4 protein-coding genes are annotated in these 16,969 nt (G+C 45.8%); all 4 read left to right on the plus strand.

Going from position 1 to position 16,969, the window contains the following annotated elements; translation table 11 throughout:
* Positions 1 to 112 precede the first annotated feature (112 nt).
* From AAEY94_RS00835 to AAEY94_RS00850, 4 genes are read left to right on the plus strand one after another with little or no spacing between them, the layout of a single operon-like run.
* Positions 113 to 994, plus strand: a complete 882-nt coding sequence (locus AAEY94_RS00835; RefSeq protein ID WP_101087745.1) for a COG3415 family protein — start codon at positions 113 to 115, stop codon at positions 992 to 994.
* Entirely contained in the window at positions 978 to 8,909 is a 7,932-nt protein-coding gene (locus AAEY94_RS00840; protein ID WP_350976533.1) for an SDR family NAD(P)-dependent oxidoreductase, read from the plus strand. Before AAEY94_RS00835 ends, AAEY94_RS00840 begins: the two co-directional genes overlap by 17 nt.
* Positions 8,906 to 10,999, plus strand: coding sequence for a PfaB family protein (locus AAEY94_RS00845; RefSeq protein ID WP_350976536.1), 2,094 nt, complete (start codon positions 8,906 to 8,908; stop codon positions 10,997 to 10,999). The genes AAEY94_RS00840 and AAEY94_RS00845 overlap by 4 nt, the downstream gene beginning before the upstream one ends.
* Entirely contained in the window at positions 10,996 to 16,956 is a 5,961-nt protein-coding gene (locus tag AAEY94_RS00850) for a hotdog fold thioesterase (protein ID WP_350976539.1), read from the plus strand. Before AAEY94_RS00845 ends, AAEY94_RS00850 begins: the two co-directional genes overlap by 4 nt.
* Positions 16,957 to 16,969: the final 13 nt, after the last annotated feature.

Here is a 16,969-nt window from a genome sequence, read left to right on the forward strand (position 1 = left end):
CATAAATGGATATTTAGACTAATTTTTTATCTTCTTTAAGTATGACTTAAGTAAGTATCGGTAAGTTTAAATGCGCTAAAGTCCCAATAGATTATTTGGAATTCCTGTCTAGATGACAAAAAAGATAACCACACATTTAGAATCTGGTCTATTTAAGGGTAAGCCTCGCCCAAAAACGGTCCAACACCGTAATGCGACGACAACACCTGAAATGCGTCAATTTATTCAGCAATCCGATTACAGCGTCAGTCAATTATCCAAAATCCTCAATATCAGCGAAGCTACAGTACGTAAGTGGCGTAAACGTGACTCAATCGATAACACCCCAAATACCCCGCACAAACTCAACACGACACTATCTCCGATGGAAGAGTACGTGATGCTGGGTTTGCGTTATCAATTAAAAATGCCTTTAGATAGGCTATTAAAAGTCACCCAAGAATTTATCAACCCCAATGTCTCTCGCTCCGGTCTTGCCCGCTGCTTAAAGCGTTTTGGGGTCTCTAAACTAGACGAATTTGACAGCCCTTTTGTGCCAGAAAAATTCTTCAATCAGCTGCCTATTACTCAAGGCGCCGATATTCAAACCTATACCGTTAACCCGCAGACATTAGCCGACACTTTAGCCCTGCCGAGTCCAGATCCAGACAACGTAGTGCAAGTAGTGTCGTTAAGTATTCCGCCTCAATTAACGAAGCAGCAAGCCTATTCTGTTTTGCTTGGAGTCGATTTTAAGTCTGACTGGGTTTACCTCGATATTTATCAAGACAGCCATACCCAAGCGAGTAATCGCTATATCACGCATGTCTTAAAGCACGGACCATTTCATTTACGTAAGTTATTGGTTCGCAATTATCACACTTTTCTTGCTCGATTTCCTGGAGCAGGTCAACCAGCCGCAGTATCCACTAGCACCATTGATGCAGCTGGATCCCAACACCAGATAACTGAACCTCAGTTATCAAACGGAGACTCATATGAGCCAATCCAGTAATAAAGATAAGCGTTTAAACAAACGCTTAAAAGACATGCCTGTCGCGATTGTCGGCATGGCGAGTATTTTTGCTAACTCACGTTACCTAAACAAGTTTTGGGATTTAATCAGCGAAAAAATTGATGCGATTATCGACGTTCCAGAAAGCCATTGGAATGCTGAAGATTACTACAATGCCGATAAATCAATGGCCGACAAAAGTTACTGTAAACGCGGTGGTTTTTTACCTGAAGTCGATTTCAATCCAATGGAATTTGGCTTGCCCCCTAATATCCTCGAACTAACAGACACCTCACAACTTTTATCGTTAGTGGTCGCCAAAGAAGTGCTAGCTGATGCAGGTATTGATGCACAGTACGATACCGATCGCATCGGTATTACACTAGGCGTCGGCGGTGGTCAAAAAATTAATCACAGTCTCAGCGGTCGCTTACAGTACCCAATACTCAAAAAAGTATTTAAAAATAGTGGTCTAAGTGATGAAGACACTGAGATGTTGATCAAAAAGTTTCAGGATCAATATATTCACTGGGAAGAGAACTCATTTCCAGGTTCACTCGGCAATGTGATTGCTGGGCGTATCGCTAACCGCTTTGATCTAGGCGGCATGAATTGCGTGGTTGACGCAGCTTGTGCAGGTTCTTTAGCGGCAATGCGCATGGCGATTACAGAGTTAGTTGAAGGCCGCAGTGACATGATGCTCACTGGTGGTGTGTGTACCGATAACTCGCCTTCTATGTACATGAGCTTTTCAAAAACACCGGCATTTACCACTAATGACACCATTCAACCTTTCGATATCGATTCTAAAGGTATGATGATTGGTGAAGGTATTGGCATGATGGCGCTTAAACGTCTTGATGATGCTGAGCGTGATGGTGACCGAATTTATGCTGTTATCAAAGGTATTGGCTCATCATCAGACGGTAAGTTTAAAAGTATCTACGCACCGCGCCCAGAAGGCCAGGCAAAAGCATTAAGACGCGCTTATGACGACGCAGGTTTTGCGCCGCACACTGTTGGCTTAATTGAAGCCCATGGTACTGGTACTGCAGCTGGTGATGTCGCAGAGTTCAATGGTTTAAAATCAGTGTTTGCCGACGGTAATGACACTCAACAGCACATTGCTCTTGGGTCAGTTAAATCACAAGTTGGCCACACTAAATCAACAGCAGGAACCGCTGGTGTGATTAAAGCAGCGCTGGCTTTGCATCATAAAGTGTTGCCACCGACCATTAACGTCAGTAAGCCGAATCCTAAATTAAACATTCAGGACTCGCCATTTTATTTAAATACCGAAACCCGTCCATGGTTACCAAGAGTCGACAATACACCGCGCCGCGCGGGTATTAGTGCCTTTGGTTTTGGCGGTACCAACTTCCACATTGTGTTGGAAGAATATCGTCAAGAACATGTTCGAGGCGATAAGTATCGTCAACGTTCAGTGCCACAAAGTCTATTGATCCATGCTGAAAACAAAGCCGCATTACAGGCTCAATTAACCGCACTGCAAAGTGAAATTAATGCTGTTGATACCACACAGCAAAATCGCCAAGAAATTGTATTAGCCGATTTTGGTAAACGTTTTGCCTTGAATACCATCGCCCCTAATGCGGCCCGTATAGGCTTAGTGGTTGCTTCATTAGCAGACTTAACCATTCAGCTGACTCAGGCGCTGGCGCAGTTAAGCTCAAATACTGCCGACAGCTGGCAGTTGCCTTCTGGCACCAGTTATCGCGCGGCTGCATTGATTCATCCTGAAGCGGCAAGCCATAAAGTGGCAGCACTATTTGCCGGACAAGGGGCGCAATATCTGAACATGGGCGCCGATTTAGCCTGTTTGTATCCAGAAATGCGTCAGCAACTGATGCAAGCAGATAAGGTGTTTGCCCAACATAAACAAACACCACTATCGCAAATTATGTACCCAAATCCTGCTTTTGAAGCCGAAGATATTGCCGCGCAACAGGCAGCATTAACCAATACCGCCAATGCCCAAAGTGCTATTGGTGCGGTGAGCATGGGCCAATATGCATTATTGACTCAAGCAGGTTTTAAAGCTGATATGGTTGCCGGCCATAGTTTTGGTGAACTGTCAGCATTATGTGCGGCAGGCGTTATTAGCCAAGCTGATTATTATCAATTGGCCTTTGCTCGTGGCCAAGCAATGGCGGCGACACCTAAAGATCAAGACGCTGGGGTAATGTACGCCATTATTATCCCCGCTCAATCTGTTGACAACGGTGTTGAAAAGCTTGAACAGTGCATTAGTGCATTTGAAGGCGTCAAGGTGGCTAATTACAATGCACCAACCCAATTGGTTATTGCAGGCCCAACAGCGTCATGTACCCTAGCGGCACAAGCAATCACTACTGAACTTGGTTTTAAAGCAATCGCCTTGCCGGTTTCTGGCGCGTTCCACACTCCATTAGTAGCCCATGCTCAACAACCTTTTGCTGCGGCAATCAATAAGATTAAATTTGCTAAGCCAAAACTAAGCCTTTATGCCAATGGCACAGGTAAAGCACATCCTAACGATGCTAAAGCAATCCAAGCAGCATTTAGTGAACATATGTTGCAATCGGTTCGTTTTAGCGAGCAACTAAACGCCATGTATGATGCGGGTGCTCGAGTATTTGTTGAGTTTGGCCCTAAAAACATCCTCCAAAAATTGGTGGAGGCTACCCTAGGCAATAAAGCAGAATCAGTCAGTGTAGTGAGCTTGAACCCAAATCCTAAAGGCAATAGTGACACTCAACTGCGCCAAGCGGCTTGTCAGCTTGCAGTATTAGGGGTGGCATTAACTGAGGTTGATCCGTATCAAGCGCCTATCGCTGAGCTTGCCAAAGTGTCACCGATGAACGTTAAGTTAACCGCGAGTAATTATATTAGTCCGGCCACTCAAGCCAAAATGCAAAAGTCATTGCAAACCGGCACCGTTACCAGCCAGACAGTGGAAGTGCCTGTCGAGAAAGTTGTGGAAAGAATTGTGGAAAAAGAAGTCATTAAAACTGAATATATTGAAGTGCCAGCAACATCCGCACCAGCTCAAGCGCCAGCATCTGCAACAGCGGCACCTTTAACGGCAACAGCTCCTATCGCTAAAGCTCAAGCAGTTAGCTCAAGTGTGTCAGCGTCGACCGATAGTATCGGTGCATTTTTTGCGGCGCAGCAACAAACCGCTGAATTACATCAGCAGTTTTTAGCCATACCACAGCAATATGGCGACACGTTTGCTCACCTGATGACAGCCCAAGCGCAAATGGCGTCATCGGGATTAGCCATTCCAGAAAGCTTGCAACGTTCGATGGAGATGTTCCACCAGCATCAAGCACAAACATTGCAAAGTCATACTCAATTCTTAACGTTGCAAGCACAAGCAAGCCAAGCTGCGTTAGCCATGTTGCAAGGGCAAACACCAATGCCAATGGCGGCTTCTGCACCTGTATCGCTACCTGCTGCATCAGTACAGCCTGCGTTTGTGCCGCAAAGCCAAGTTGCTCAAGCAGCAATACCTTCGCCAGTGGTAGCACCCGTTGCTCCAGCTTCAGCTCAGGTTCAAACAGCTCAAACAGCTCAAACAGCTCAAACCGCTCAAGCGGTTCAACCTCAACCGACAGCCAGTATACCTGTTCAAGCTCCTGTGGCTCAGCAAGTTAGCTCAGCAGCGGTTTCTGCACCAACAGCCGGACTAACACAGCAACAAGTGTTAGACACTATGCTCAATGTGGTCGCAGACAAAACCGGTTACCCAACAGAAATGCTTGAACTTGGCATGGACATGGAAGCAGACCTTGGTATTGACTCAATCAAGCGGGTAGAAATTCTCGGCACAGTCCAAGATGAGCTTCCAGGTTTACCAGAACTGAGCCCAGAAGATTTAGCCGAGTGTCGCACCCTGGGCGAAATCGTTAGCTACATGCAAACTAAACTGCCTGCGGCAAACACAACTACTATAGCGTCAACAGGATCAACATCGGTAGTTACTGCAGCACCAGCATCAACGGGCTTAACCGCTGAAAACGTTCAGCGCACCATGCTCGCTGTGGTTGCCGACAAAACCGGTTACCCAACTGAAATGCTTGAACTTGGCATGGACATGGAAGCAGACCTTGGTATTGACTCAATCAAACGTGTAGAAATTTTAGGCACAGTACAAGATGAGCTTCCAGGCTTACCTGAACTGAGCCCTGAAGATTTAGCTGAGTGTCGCACCTTGGGCGAAATCGTTAGCTACATGCAAACCAAATTACCAGCGGCCAACTCGGTTGCTGTAGCGTCAACGGGATCAACATCGGCAAATGCTGCTGCACCGGCAGCAACGGGCTTAACCGCTGAAAACGTCCAACGCACCATGTTAGCTGTAGTTGCCGATAAAACTGGTTACCCAACGGAAATGCTTGAACTGGGCATGGACATGGAAGCAGACCTTGGTATCGACTCAATTAAACGCGTTGAAATTCTCGGCACAGTGCAAGACGAGCTACCAGGTTTACCTGAACTGAACCCAGAAGATTTAGCCGAGTGTCGTACCTTGGGCGAAATCGTCAGCTACATGCAGACTAAACTGCCAGCAGTCAGCACTGCGGCTCCAGTAGCAACTGTATCTGCAACGTCAACAACGGGCTTGAGTGCTGATACAGTATTAAGCACCATGATGTCAGTAGTAGCCGACAAAACCGGTTACCCTGCAGAAATGCTTGAACTGAGCATGGACATGGAAGCCGACCTTGGTATCGACTCAATCAAACGTGTTGAAATTCTAGGCACAGTGCAAGACGAACTACCCAGTTTGCCTGAACTGAACCCAGAAGATTTAGCCGAGTGTCGTACCTTGGGCGAAATCGTCAGTTATATGCAAACAAAATTGCCTGCAACTAACACTGTGGCTCCAGTATCTGCACCTGCAACAACTGGCTTAAGTGCTGATACCGTATTAAGCACCATGATGTCAGTGGTAGCCAACAAAACCGGTTACCCTGCTGAAATGCTTGAACTGAGCATGGACATGGAAGCCGATTTAGGTATCGACTCAATCAAACGCGTTGAAATTCTAGGTACAGTGCAAGACGAACTACCAGGCTTACCTGAGCTGAACCCAGAAGATTTAGCCGAATGTCGCACCTTAGGTGAAATCGTCAGCTACATGCAAACCAAATTGCCTGCAGCAACCGCTATTGCGTCGGTCGCACCAGCATCAACTGCAAACAAGGCTGACGTTAACACCGCGGCATTACCGCCACACAGCGAGGTAGCGCTAAAAAAGTTACCAGCGGCGGATAAACTCGTAGATTGCTTTTCAACAGACTCTTGTATTGTCATCACAGACGATGGCCACAATGCAGGTTTACTGGCTGAAAAGCTAAATGCAAAGGGATTAACCGTCGCCGTTATTCGTAACCCACAAACCATTAGCGTGGCACATTCACCCTTAAGCAGCGATATTAAAAGCTATACGTTGAGCAGCATTGATGATGCCCAAATTGCACAAGTCATTGCCGATATTAAAGCCGATTTGGGCGCTGAACATGCCATTGCAGGCTTTATTCATTTACAGCCTCAAGCTACCGCTAACAGCAGCGAATTAATGTCGTGCACTGTTGCAGCAAAAGCCGCTGTCGACAACGCGTTTTTATGGGCTAAGCATCTTCATGCTGAATTTGCTAAACCAGCTCAAGGTTCGCGCTTATGCTACTTTACCGTGAGCCGTTTAGACGGCGGATTTGGTTATCTTGATAATACTCAGCTAGCAACAGCAGAGCTTAACCAAGCAGCCTTATCTGGTCTAAGCAAAACCCTAAGCCATGAATGGCCTCAGGTGTTTTGCCGCGCATTAGACATTGCCAACAACATTGATACAGCAAACTTTGCCGATGCCATCGTTGCTGAGTTATTTGATATCAATGGTGCCAATGCTAGCGCGGACCGCATTAATGAAGTGGGGATCAGTAATCAAGGTCGAGTAACCTTAGTTGCCGGCAACGCTAGCGAACAGTTTGCACCAGCAAGCCTAAACAAAAATGACACGATTTTGGTCACCGGCGGTGCAAAAGGCGTAACGTTTGAATGCGCCCTCACCTTAGCCAGACAATGCCAATCACATTTTGTGTTAGCAGGTCGTAGCCAACATTTTGGTAGCGACTTACCGGTTTGGGCGCAAGGCAAACAAGCTTCAGAATTAAAAGCCGCAGCCATCGCTTACATTCAATCTCAAGGCAACAAACCGACGCCAAAACAGATTGATGCACTCGTGTGGCCAATCAGCAGTAGCCTAGAAATCGATGCTGCGTTAAATGCGTTCAGCAAGGTCGGCGCCAGTGCTCAATATGTCTCGATGGATGTCAGCGACGCCAAAGCAGTAGCTGCCAGTCTTAACAGCCTAACGAATGCTAAGGGTGAATCATTAACCATTAATGGGGTTATTCACGGTGCGGGCGTGTTAGCCGATAAGCACATTCAAGATAAAACCTTGGATGAACTTAACCGCGTATACCACACCAAAGTGACTGGGCTTGCTAGCATTATTAATGCACTCGACCCACTACAAATTAAGCTTATTGCACTGTTTTCATCGGCGGCCGGTTTTTACGGTAATACCGGACAGAGTGATTACGCTATGTCGAATGAAATCCTTAATAAAACCGCACTGAAACTAGCGCACACCTTACCGCAAGCTAAAGTGATGAGTTTTAATTGGGGCCCTTGGGATGGCGGTATGGTCAGTTCAGCATTAAAGAAAATGTTTGTTGAACGTGGCGTTTACGTTATTCCACTACAAGCGGGTGCCGAGCTATTTGCTCACAGTTTATTAAGCCCACAAGGAGCACAACTGCTCATTGGCTCTGATATGCAAGGTTCATCAGAGCAAGACAACGCTGTAAAAAAGCTTAATGCGGACGCTTTGCTTATTGCCAAGGGTTCGCTGACATTTGCTACTAATACACTTGTGACTAAAGCATTTACGGCTAACGCAGTTACGACTGAGGCCGTTACGACTAAGACATCGGCTGCTGATGTTATCAGTCAGACGGTGACTCGAGTATTAACCCCGGCTGAAATGCCTTTTGTTAGCGATCATTGTATTGCTGGCAATTCGGTATTGCCGACGGTATGCGCCATGCAATGGATGCGTGATGCGGCAGAAACCTTATGTCATGTGCCTGTCAGTATTGCTGAATACAAATTGCTTAAAGGGGTTATTTTTGACACCAATGAGCCACATTTGTTGCAACTGGAACTAACGCACACTGACGCGGGGATCAGCGCGCTGATCTCCTCTCGTTTGGTAAACGATCCTAGCGCAGTCATGAAACCGCAATACCAAGCTCAATTGGTGATCAATAAAGCAATATTGGCAACTGATGTTGCTAAACCCACTGTTGGCGACAGCAGTTTGGCTCAATGGGCTAACATGGCACCATTGTATTCAGGCGCTGAACTGTATCAAAACGGAACCTTGTTTCATGGCCCGCGTTTGCAAGGCATTAAGCAAGTGTTGGCATTTGATGATGCTCAGCTCTTGTGTCAGGTTCAATTGCCGAGCATTAATGCTAACGATTGCCAAGGTTTTATACCGTCATCGGCATTAGGTGGTAGCCAAGTTTTCGCGGAAGATTTGCTACTACAAGCCATGCTGGTATGGGCAAGACTGAAATACGATGCCGCAAGTTTACCGTCAACAACCGGTGAGTGTGTTACGGCTTGGCCATTTGCAAATGGTGATAAAGGTTATATTCAACTTGATGTGGTTAAGCACAGCGGAAGAATGCTAGTGGCTAACGTGAGTTTATATCATCAAGACGGCCGCCTGAGTTGCCAAATGCTCAATGCTAAAGTGACCATTAGTAAGAGTTTGAATGGGGCATTTATTCCACATCAAGCATCTGCTGAACTTTCACACAAGGACACAGTGTGACAGCCACAGATAACATGGCGCTAAAATCCATTAGTGAGCGTATTTTGCAGCAACAAACCAAGCCAATGCGCTTGGCTTTGTTGCTGAGAAAACCCAATGTCGACTCGGTTAATGAGCACAAGGTTGCGATTGATACTCAGCATAGCGACGGTTTTGAACTGGCGTTATTACACAGCATAGAGCGGCTATCATCCACTACAGATGAAATGATCAATATTGCCGATCGGTTGTGGATAATGCCGGGGCTACTTGCCGCGAAAAATAGCGTCAATGCGCACGCTTATCTCAATGGTGTTGCACTTGGTAGCAATCAGGCTGAAGCAATAACACTGGCGCTGAATCATGCAAAACGTTTACATACTCAACCGCAGATTGTCGCGTTAGATGGCAGCGTAAAATCCAATACTGCTAATAATGCACAAACCGCATTGGCCGCAATGACCGCCCTAGTAGAGTCTATCGCCAGTCGCTGTATACCAACACAGGACAAGGTCAACAGCCAGTATTGGTTTAGCCCACTTCACCAAAGTCGAGTTGCAGCTTTATGTTACCCAAGTGCCAACGGTGTTCAGGCAATGATCTTGACCCAAGGACGTGCATTAGTCGCCTCAAAGCAATTGGTTAACCCCCAACGTTTATGGCTGCCATTGTGTGCCACTTCATTGGTGCAACTGCACACTAAACTGATGGCTTTTTCTGCGCAGGTCAATTCGGCGACAGACGATGTCAGCTTACTAAAACTTATCAAAAGTACATTGGCCGATTATCAAACTGATGCCCCCCTAGCCTTAGTGTTAATGGCGCAGGATCGTAGCGGATTAATCGTAGAAGTTAGTGCGATGTTGGCAATGATGTCGACTCATCTAGAGCCTGACGTTAGCGATAAGCCGCCGATAGAATATAAAACCCCAGCTGGCAGTTGCTTCTATTCTGCACCGCTTGGTGATCATGGCTTGAGTTTTGTCTATCCCGGCGTAGGTACTGTGTATCCAAACATGCTCAGTCAAATGGGATTAGTGTTCCCCAATGTGTATGCCGAACTCGAAAGCCAAGGTGACATGCAGTCGATGTTACAGACAGAGTTTATTTACGCGGCAGATAAAAACCGTGCCACACAGATGAGCTTAAGCCAATTAGCCATTGCCGGTGTTGGCGCCAGTTATATTTTAACCAAGCTGTTGCAGCAAGAGTTTGCCATTGAGCCCAAATTTGCTTTGGGTTACTCCATGGGTGAAGCTGCCATGTGGGCGAGTTTAGATGTATGGCAAGCGCCACACACTATGATTGAAGCAACCCAAAACAGCAGTATCTTTACCCAAGATATCTCTGGAGAGCTTCGCTGTGTTCGCCAGCAATGGCAATTAACCGATGACGAACCCATTGTCTGGAACAGCTTTGTGACTCGAGCCAGTATTGATGAACTCACGCCCCATTTAACGGATTATCCACGCGTTTATATTGCCATTATTCAAGGTGATACCTGTGTTATCGCAGGTTGTGAATCCAGTTGTAAAGCATTGTTAAAGCAAGCAGGTAAACGTGGTATTACAGCCAATCGAATTACCGCAATGCATACGCCAGCCGCGCTAAATATTGTCGACGATGTACGCCAGTTTTATCAGCAACCGCTGCTGGAAAATTTACCCAAGCAATTGCAGTTTATCTCGGCGGCTCAAACAGCACCTGTCACGCTAGACTCGCACGCTATTGCACAATCGATTGCCGATACTTTTTGTCATCAGTTGGATTTTACTCAGTTAATCCACAATGCTCGAGAGCAAGGCTGCCGATTATTTGTTGAGGTAGGAGCCGATAGGCAAACCACCACCTTAATAGACAAAATCAATGCTCAGAGTGGTAAAACGTCCCCAGCGATGGCGATTGCTGTTAATGCCAAGGGCGGCGACGATGTCAGCAGTTTACTCAAGTGTTTGGGACAATTAATAGCGCATCGCGTGCCGATGTCATTAACGCCCTTTTTTCGCAGCCTTGACGATGCAATTAACTCATTATCTCAGCAGACGGCAATAGCCGGCGGCTCACCACTGTCTCGTTGCAGTGAAACATCATTAGAAGGAGAACCTCATTGAGTTCTCAAGCCACCCCTAAAATCGCCATTGTCGGTTTAGCCAATCAGTATCCCGACGCGGATACTCCGGCTAAATTTTGGCAAAACTTATTAGACAAAAAAGATTCGCGCAGCCAAATCAGTGCGAGCAAACTCAATGCTTCACCGAGTGACTACTTGGGTGTACAAGGCGAGTCGGACCGTTTTTATTGTGATAAAGGCGGCTATATTCAGGACTTTCAATTTAACCCTCAAGGTTATCGTATTGAACCCGACGCATTTACTGGTTTGGATGACAGTTTCTTGTGGGCAACCGACACAGCGCGAAATGCGTTAACTGATGCAGGTATTGACCTTAATCATAACGTGCTGCAGCGCACTGGTATTGTCATGGGCACCTTATCGTTCCCTACTGCCAAGTCTAACGAGCTATTTGTGCCGCTTTATCACAGCGCGGTCGAAAAAGCCTTACAGACTAAACTCCAACAGCCAAACTTTAATCTGCAATCGTTTAATCAAGCATCGCAAAGCAATACCGCAGAAAATGCCAATAACAATAATAATGTAGCGCCTAAAATCGTTAACTTGCGTAATGGTGCTGTTGCCCATAATGCCTCAAAAATCGTTGCCGATGCTTTAGGTTTGGGTGGTACGCAACTGAGTTTAGATGCCGCCTGCGCAAGTTCAGTTTACGCATTAAAATTAGCCTGCGACTACTTGCATACCGGCAAAGCAGACATGATGCTGGCTGGCGCGGTGTCGGGAGCCGATCCGTTCTTTATCAACATGGGCTTTTCGATATTTCATGCCTATCCCGACCACGGTATTTCCGCCCCATTTGATAGTAACAGTAAAGGCTTATTCGCTGGCGAAGGTGCGGGAGTATTAGTGCTCAAACGCCTTGAAGATGCCGAGCGTGATGGCGACCATATTTACGCTTTGGTCAGTGGCATTGGCTTGTCGAATGATGGTAAAGGCCAGTTTGTGTTAAGCCCAAACAGCAAAGGCCAAGTGCAAGCATTCGAGCGCGCTTATCGCGATGCAGCAGCAATCGATCCAAGTATCACCCCTGCCAGCATTGAAGTGATTGAATGTCATGCTACGGGGACACCATTAGGCGACAAAGTTGAATTAACCTCGATGGAGCGTTTTTTTGAAGACAAACTTCAAGGAAGCGCTACACCATTAATTGGTTCAGCAAAATCCAATTTAGGCCATTTACTCACCGCGGCAGGCATGCCTGGGATCATGAAAATGATTTTTGCGATGCGCCAAGGCGTGTTGCCACCGAGTATTAATATCAGCTCGCCTATCACTTCACCTAATGGCTTATTTGGCCAAGCAACCTTGCCAAATGCAGTGCTACCTTGGCCCGATAAAGTTGGCAATAAAGCCCGCCATGCTGGCGTATCAGTATTTGGTTTTGGCGGGTGTAACGCTCATTTATTGATTGAGTCGTATCAAGCTAAAACCGTCGCTGACAATACGCTGAATAATCATTCTCAAAATAATCATTCTCTAAATAATAATGCTCAAAATAATAACGCTCTGAACAATAGCATTCAAACTCGCAACACGACGCTAGTTGATGCAGAAACGCCAATGCACATTACCGGCATGGCGGCGCATTTTGGTCAATGCAGTAGTATTGATGCACTGGCGAAAAAAATCATCGCCAAACAAGCCATCTTTAGCACGCTACCCACTCAACGCTGGAAAGGCTTAGACAAACATCCTGAACTATTAGCCCAATATGGCATCACCCAAGTGCCGCAAGGCGCGTATATCGATCAGTTCGATTTTGATTTCTTGCGTTTTAAAGTGCCACCCAATGAAGATGATCGCCTAATATCGCAACAACTACTGTTGATCAAAGTCGCCGATGAAGCTATCGCCGATGCCAAGCTAACGCCAGGCAGCAAAGTCGCCGTGTTAGTTGCCATGGAAACCGAACTTGAACTTCATCAATTCCGTGGTCGAGTTAACTTACATAGCCAAATAACGCAAAGCCTTAACGCTCAAGGAATCCAATTATCTACAGCGGAATATGACAGTCTTGAAACCATTGCGATGGACAGTGTGCTCGACGCCGCTAAGCTTAACCAGTACACCAGCTTTATTGGTAATATTATGGCGTCGCGGATAGCCTCATTATGGGATTTCAACGGCCCAGCATTTACCATTTCTGCAGGCGAGCAATCAGTTAACCGCTGTATCGATGTGGCGCAAAACTTGTTTGCTTTAGGCTCGTTACAAGAGCCATTAGATGCAATCATTATTGCCGCTGTAGACCTGTCTGGCAGCATTGAAAATATGTTGTTCAATACCGCAAAACTTAACGCCAAAGGATTAAGTTCAACAGATTGGTTAGTGGGTGAAGGGGCTGGCGCACTCGTGCTGCAACAAACTAGTTCTGCACACACTCAGCTTGACAGCTATGCCAGTATCGACAGCGTTAACTTTACGCCATTGTCACAATTACCAACACAATTACCAGCCGAATTATCAGCAGATGTTGTTGAGTTAAACCAATCACCTGAATGTATATTATCGACTCAAGGTCAACAGTTTGCCCAAGGATTAACTGATGCTGCAATCGCGGTCAGCTCAGCGCCGTTATTGAGTAAAGCTCATGATATTCTCGGTCATACATTTGCTGCTTCTGGCATGGCCAGTTTGCTGCACGGTTTAGTGCAAACTCGTCACATCGATAAACCGTCTATCAATGCCAGTGTATTCACCAGCAGCGACAATCAATACTCACAAGTTAATCTGTCTGTTTCTGCGGCGCAACAACACGCATTGCACGCTAGACTGGGCAATAATTTAACTCAACAACTGGCTACGGGCAGTAAGTTAAGTTTAATTAAACAAGTCAGTTTAGGTGGTCGAGATATTTACCAACACATTATCGACAGCCCACTTGATGCGCTCGACAGTATTATCAATCAATGTGCAGATATCGCCCCAACTGTAGTCAACACCATTGAAAGTAAGCAACCAACTATTCGTGATAATAATCCTCTTAGCGTCAATAATAGCGAGAATATCGCCGAGCCTCTTATGTCAGAAAATATGCCCGATAAAACAATTCCAAAGCAACCAAGGGTTGCTAGTATGACAAATCATGCTATCCCACCTGCACATTTAACGGCATTTCAACAAAATCAGTGGTTAGCACAACAAGCGCATTTAGCTTATTTGGCCAGCAGAGATGCAGGCTTGAAAGTAGCCGACAGTTTATTACGATCTCAATTGGCTGGTTTTAGCCATCAGACAGCTGCGACTCAAGTCGCGTCTCCGGCTACTAATACTTATGCGGTTAATGCTGCAGTACAAACCGCGGTTAAGAGTGAAACCATTAGCCCTGCCAGGTTAATCCAACCTAATCATGCTTGTGTGCCCGCTTACACTGCACCTATTCCAGCGAATAAACCGTGTATTTGGAATTACGCTGATTTAGTTGAATATGCCGAAGGCGATATCGCTAAAGTATTTGGCTCAGATTACGCCATTATCGACAGTTACTCGCGCCGAGTTCGCTTACCGACAACAGATTATTTATTGGTGTCACGCGTCACTAAACTCGATGCCACCATGAATCAATACAAACCGTGTTCAATGACTACAGAATACGACATCCCCGTCGATGCGCCGTATTTAGTGGATGGTCAAATCCCTTGGGCTGTCGCGGTAGAATCGGGCCAGTGCGATTTAATGTTGATCAGTTATTTAGGTATCGACTTTGAAAACAAAGGCGAGCGGGTTTATCGCTTATTAGATTGTACTTTGACCTTCTTAGCCGATTTACCTCGTGGCGGCGACACACTGCGTTACGACATTAAAATCAATAACTTTGCCAGCAATGGCGACACGTTATTATTCTTTTTCTCTTACGAGTGTTTCGTAGGCGACAAGATGATCCTAAAAATGGATGGTGGCTGTGCGGGCTTCTTTACCGACCAAGAGCTGGCCGATGGTAAAGGGGTTATTCAAACTGAAGATGAAATAAAACATCGCCAACAAGTGCTCAACAATCCAAATAAACCAACCTTTACCCCATTACTCCACTGTAGCCAAACGGCATTTGATTATGGTCAAATCCATCATTTACTGACTGGTGATATTGGCAGCTGTTTTGGTGGCGACCATGTCGCGCACCAACTGCAAACTGGAATACAAAAATCGCTTTGTTTTGCCTCAGAAAAATTCTTAATGATTGAGCGAGTGAGTCAATTACAAACACAAGGTGGCGCGTGGGGCTTAGGCTTACTCGAAGGTCATAAACACATTGCGCCAGACCATTGGTATTTCCCTTGTCATTTCCAAGGCGACCAAGTGATGGCAGGCTCGTTAATGGCCGAAGGTTGTGGCCAGCTATTACAGTTCTTTATGATCCACATTGGCATGCATACTCTAGTAGAAAATGGCCGATTCCAACCGTTGGAAAATGCTTCGCAAAAAGTTCGTTGTCGTGGCCAAGTGTTACCACAAACGGCAGAGCTGACCTATCGCATGGAAGTGACTGAAATAGGTATTCATCCCCGTCCTTATGCCAAAGCCAATATTGATATTTTACTCAATGGTAAAGTCGTGGTCGATTTCCAAAACTTGGGTGTAATGATTAAAGAAGATGCCGAATGTACTCGTTATCCGCTTATCTCGTTAGACGCTAGCCCTGCCGTTGATTCAAACGCTAGCAGTAAAGTGATTGCTAACAAAGCCCCGTTAATGGCGCAAGTTCCAGATTTAAACGCCCCGAGTAACAAGGGCGTTATTCCACTAAAACACGTTGAAGCGCCCATAGTCAGTGCCGATTCAAAGTACGCTAATCGCGTGCCTGATACCGTGCCATTTACCCCATACCATATGTTTGAATTTGCTACTGGCGATATCGAAAAATGCTTTGGTCCTGACTTTAGTATTTACCGCGGACTTATCCCACCGCGCACACCTTGTGGCGATTTACAGTTAACCACCCGCGTGGTTGAAATTAATGGTAAACGCGGCGAATTGAAAAAGCCATCATCGTGTATCGCTGAATACGAAGTACCAGCAGATGCTTGGTACTTTGCTAAAAACAGCCACCAAGCGGTAATGCCTTATTCGGTGTTAATGGAAATTTCATTACAACCCAATGGCTTTATTTCTGGCTACATGGGCACCACCTTAGGCTTTCCTGGGCAAGAGCTATTTTTCCGTAACTTAGACGGTGGCGGAAAATTATTACGTCATGTGGATTTACGCGGCAAAACTATCGTCAATGATTCAAAGCTATTATCAACCGTCATTGCTGGCAGTAACATTATTCAAAGCTTCACCTTTGAGTTAAGTGTCGATAACGAGCCGTTTTACACCGGTAGTGCGGTATTTGGTTACTTTAAAGGTGATGCGCTCAAAAACCAGCTCGGCATAGATAATGGCAAAATTACTCAGCCATGGCATATTGATAATAACGTCGCGGCAGACATCAGCGTTAATTTATTGGATAAACAGTCACGGGTGTTTAATCCGCCAACTAGCCAACCGCATTATTGTTTAGCGGGCGGCCAGCTTAACTTTATCGACCAAGCCGAAATTGTTGAAGCTGGCGGCAAATACGGTAAAGGTTATCTTGCTGCGTCACGCACTATTGACCCAAGTGATTGGTTCTTCCAATTCCACTTCCATCAAGATCCGGTTATGCCCGGTTCATTAGGTGTTGAAGCCGTGATCGAGTTGATGCAAACTTACGCCATCAGTACAGACTTAGGTAAAGGTTTCACTAATCCAAAATTTGGCCAAATATTGTCGGATATTAAATGGAAATATCGCGGTCAAATTAACCCACTTAACAAACAAATGTCACTTGATGTACATATCAGTGCAGTAAAAGATGAAGACGGTAAACGCATCATAATAGGCGACGCAAACCTCAGTAAAGATGGTCTGCGTATTTATGAAGTCAAAGATATCGCCATCTGTATTGAAGAAGCTTAGGCCAAATAGGAAT

This window comes from Shewanella sp. AC34-MNA-CIBAN-0136, from assembly GCF_040309945.1.
In the GTDB taxonomy this organism is placed as follows: domain Bacteria; phylum Pseudomonadota; class Gammaproteobacteria; order Enterobacterales; family Shewanellaceae; genus Shewanella.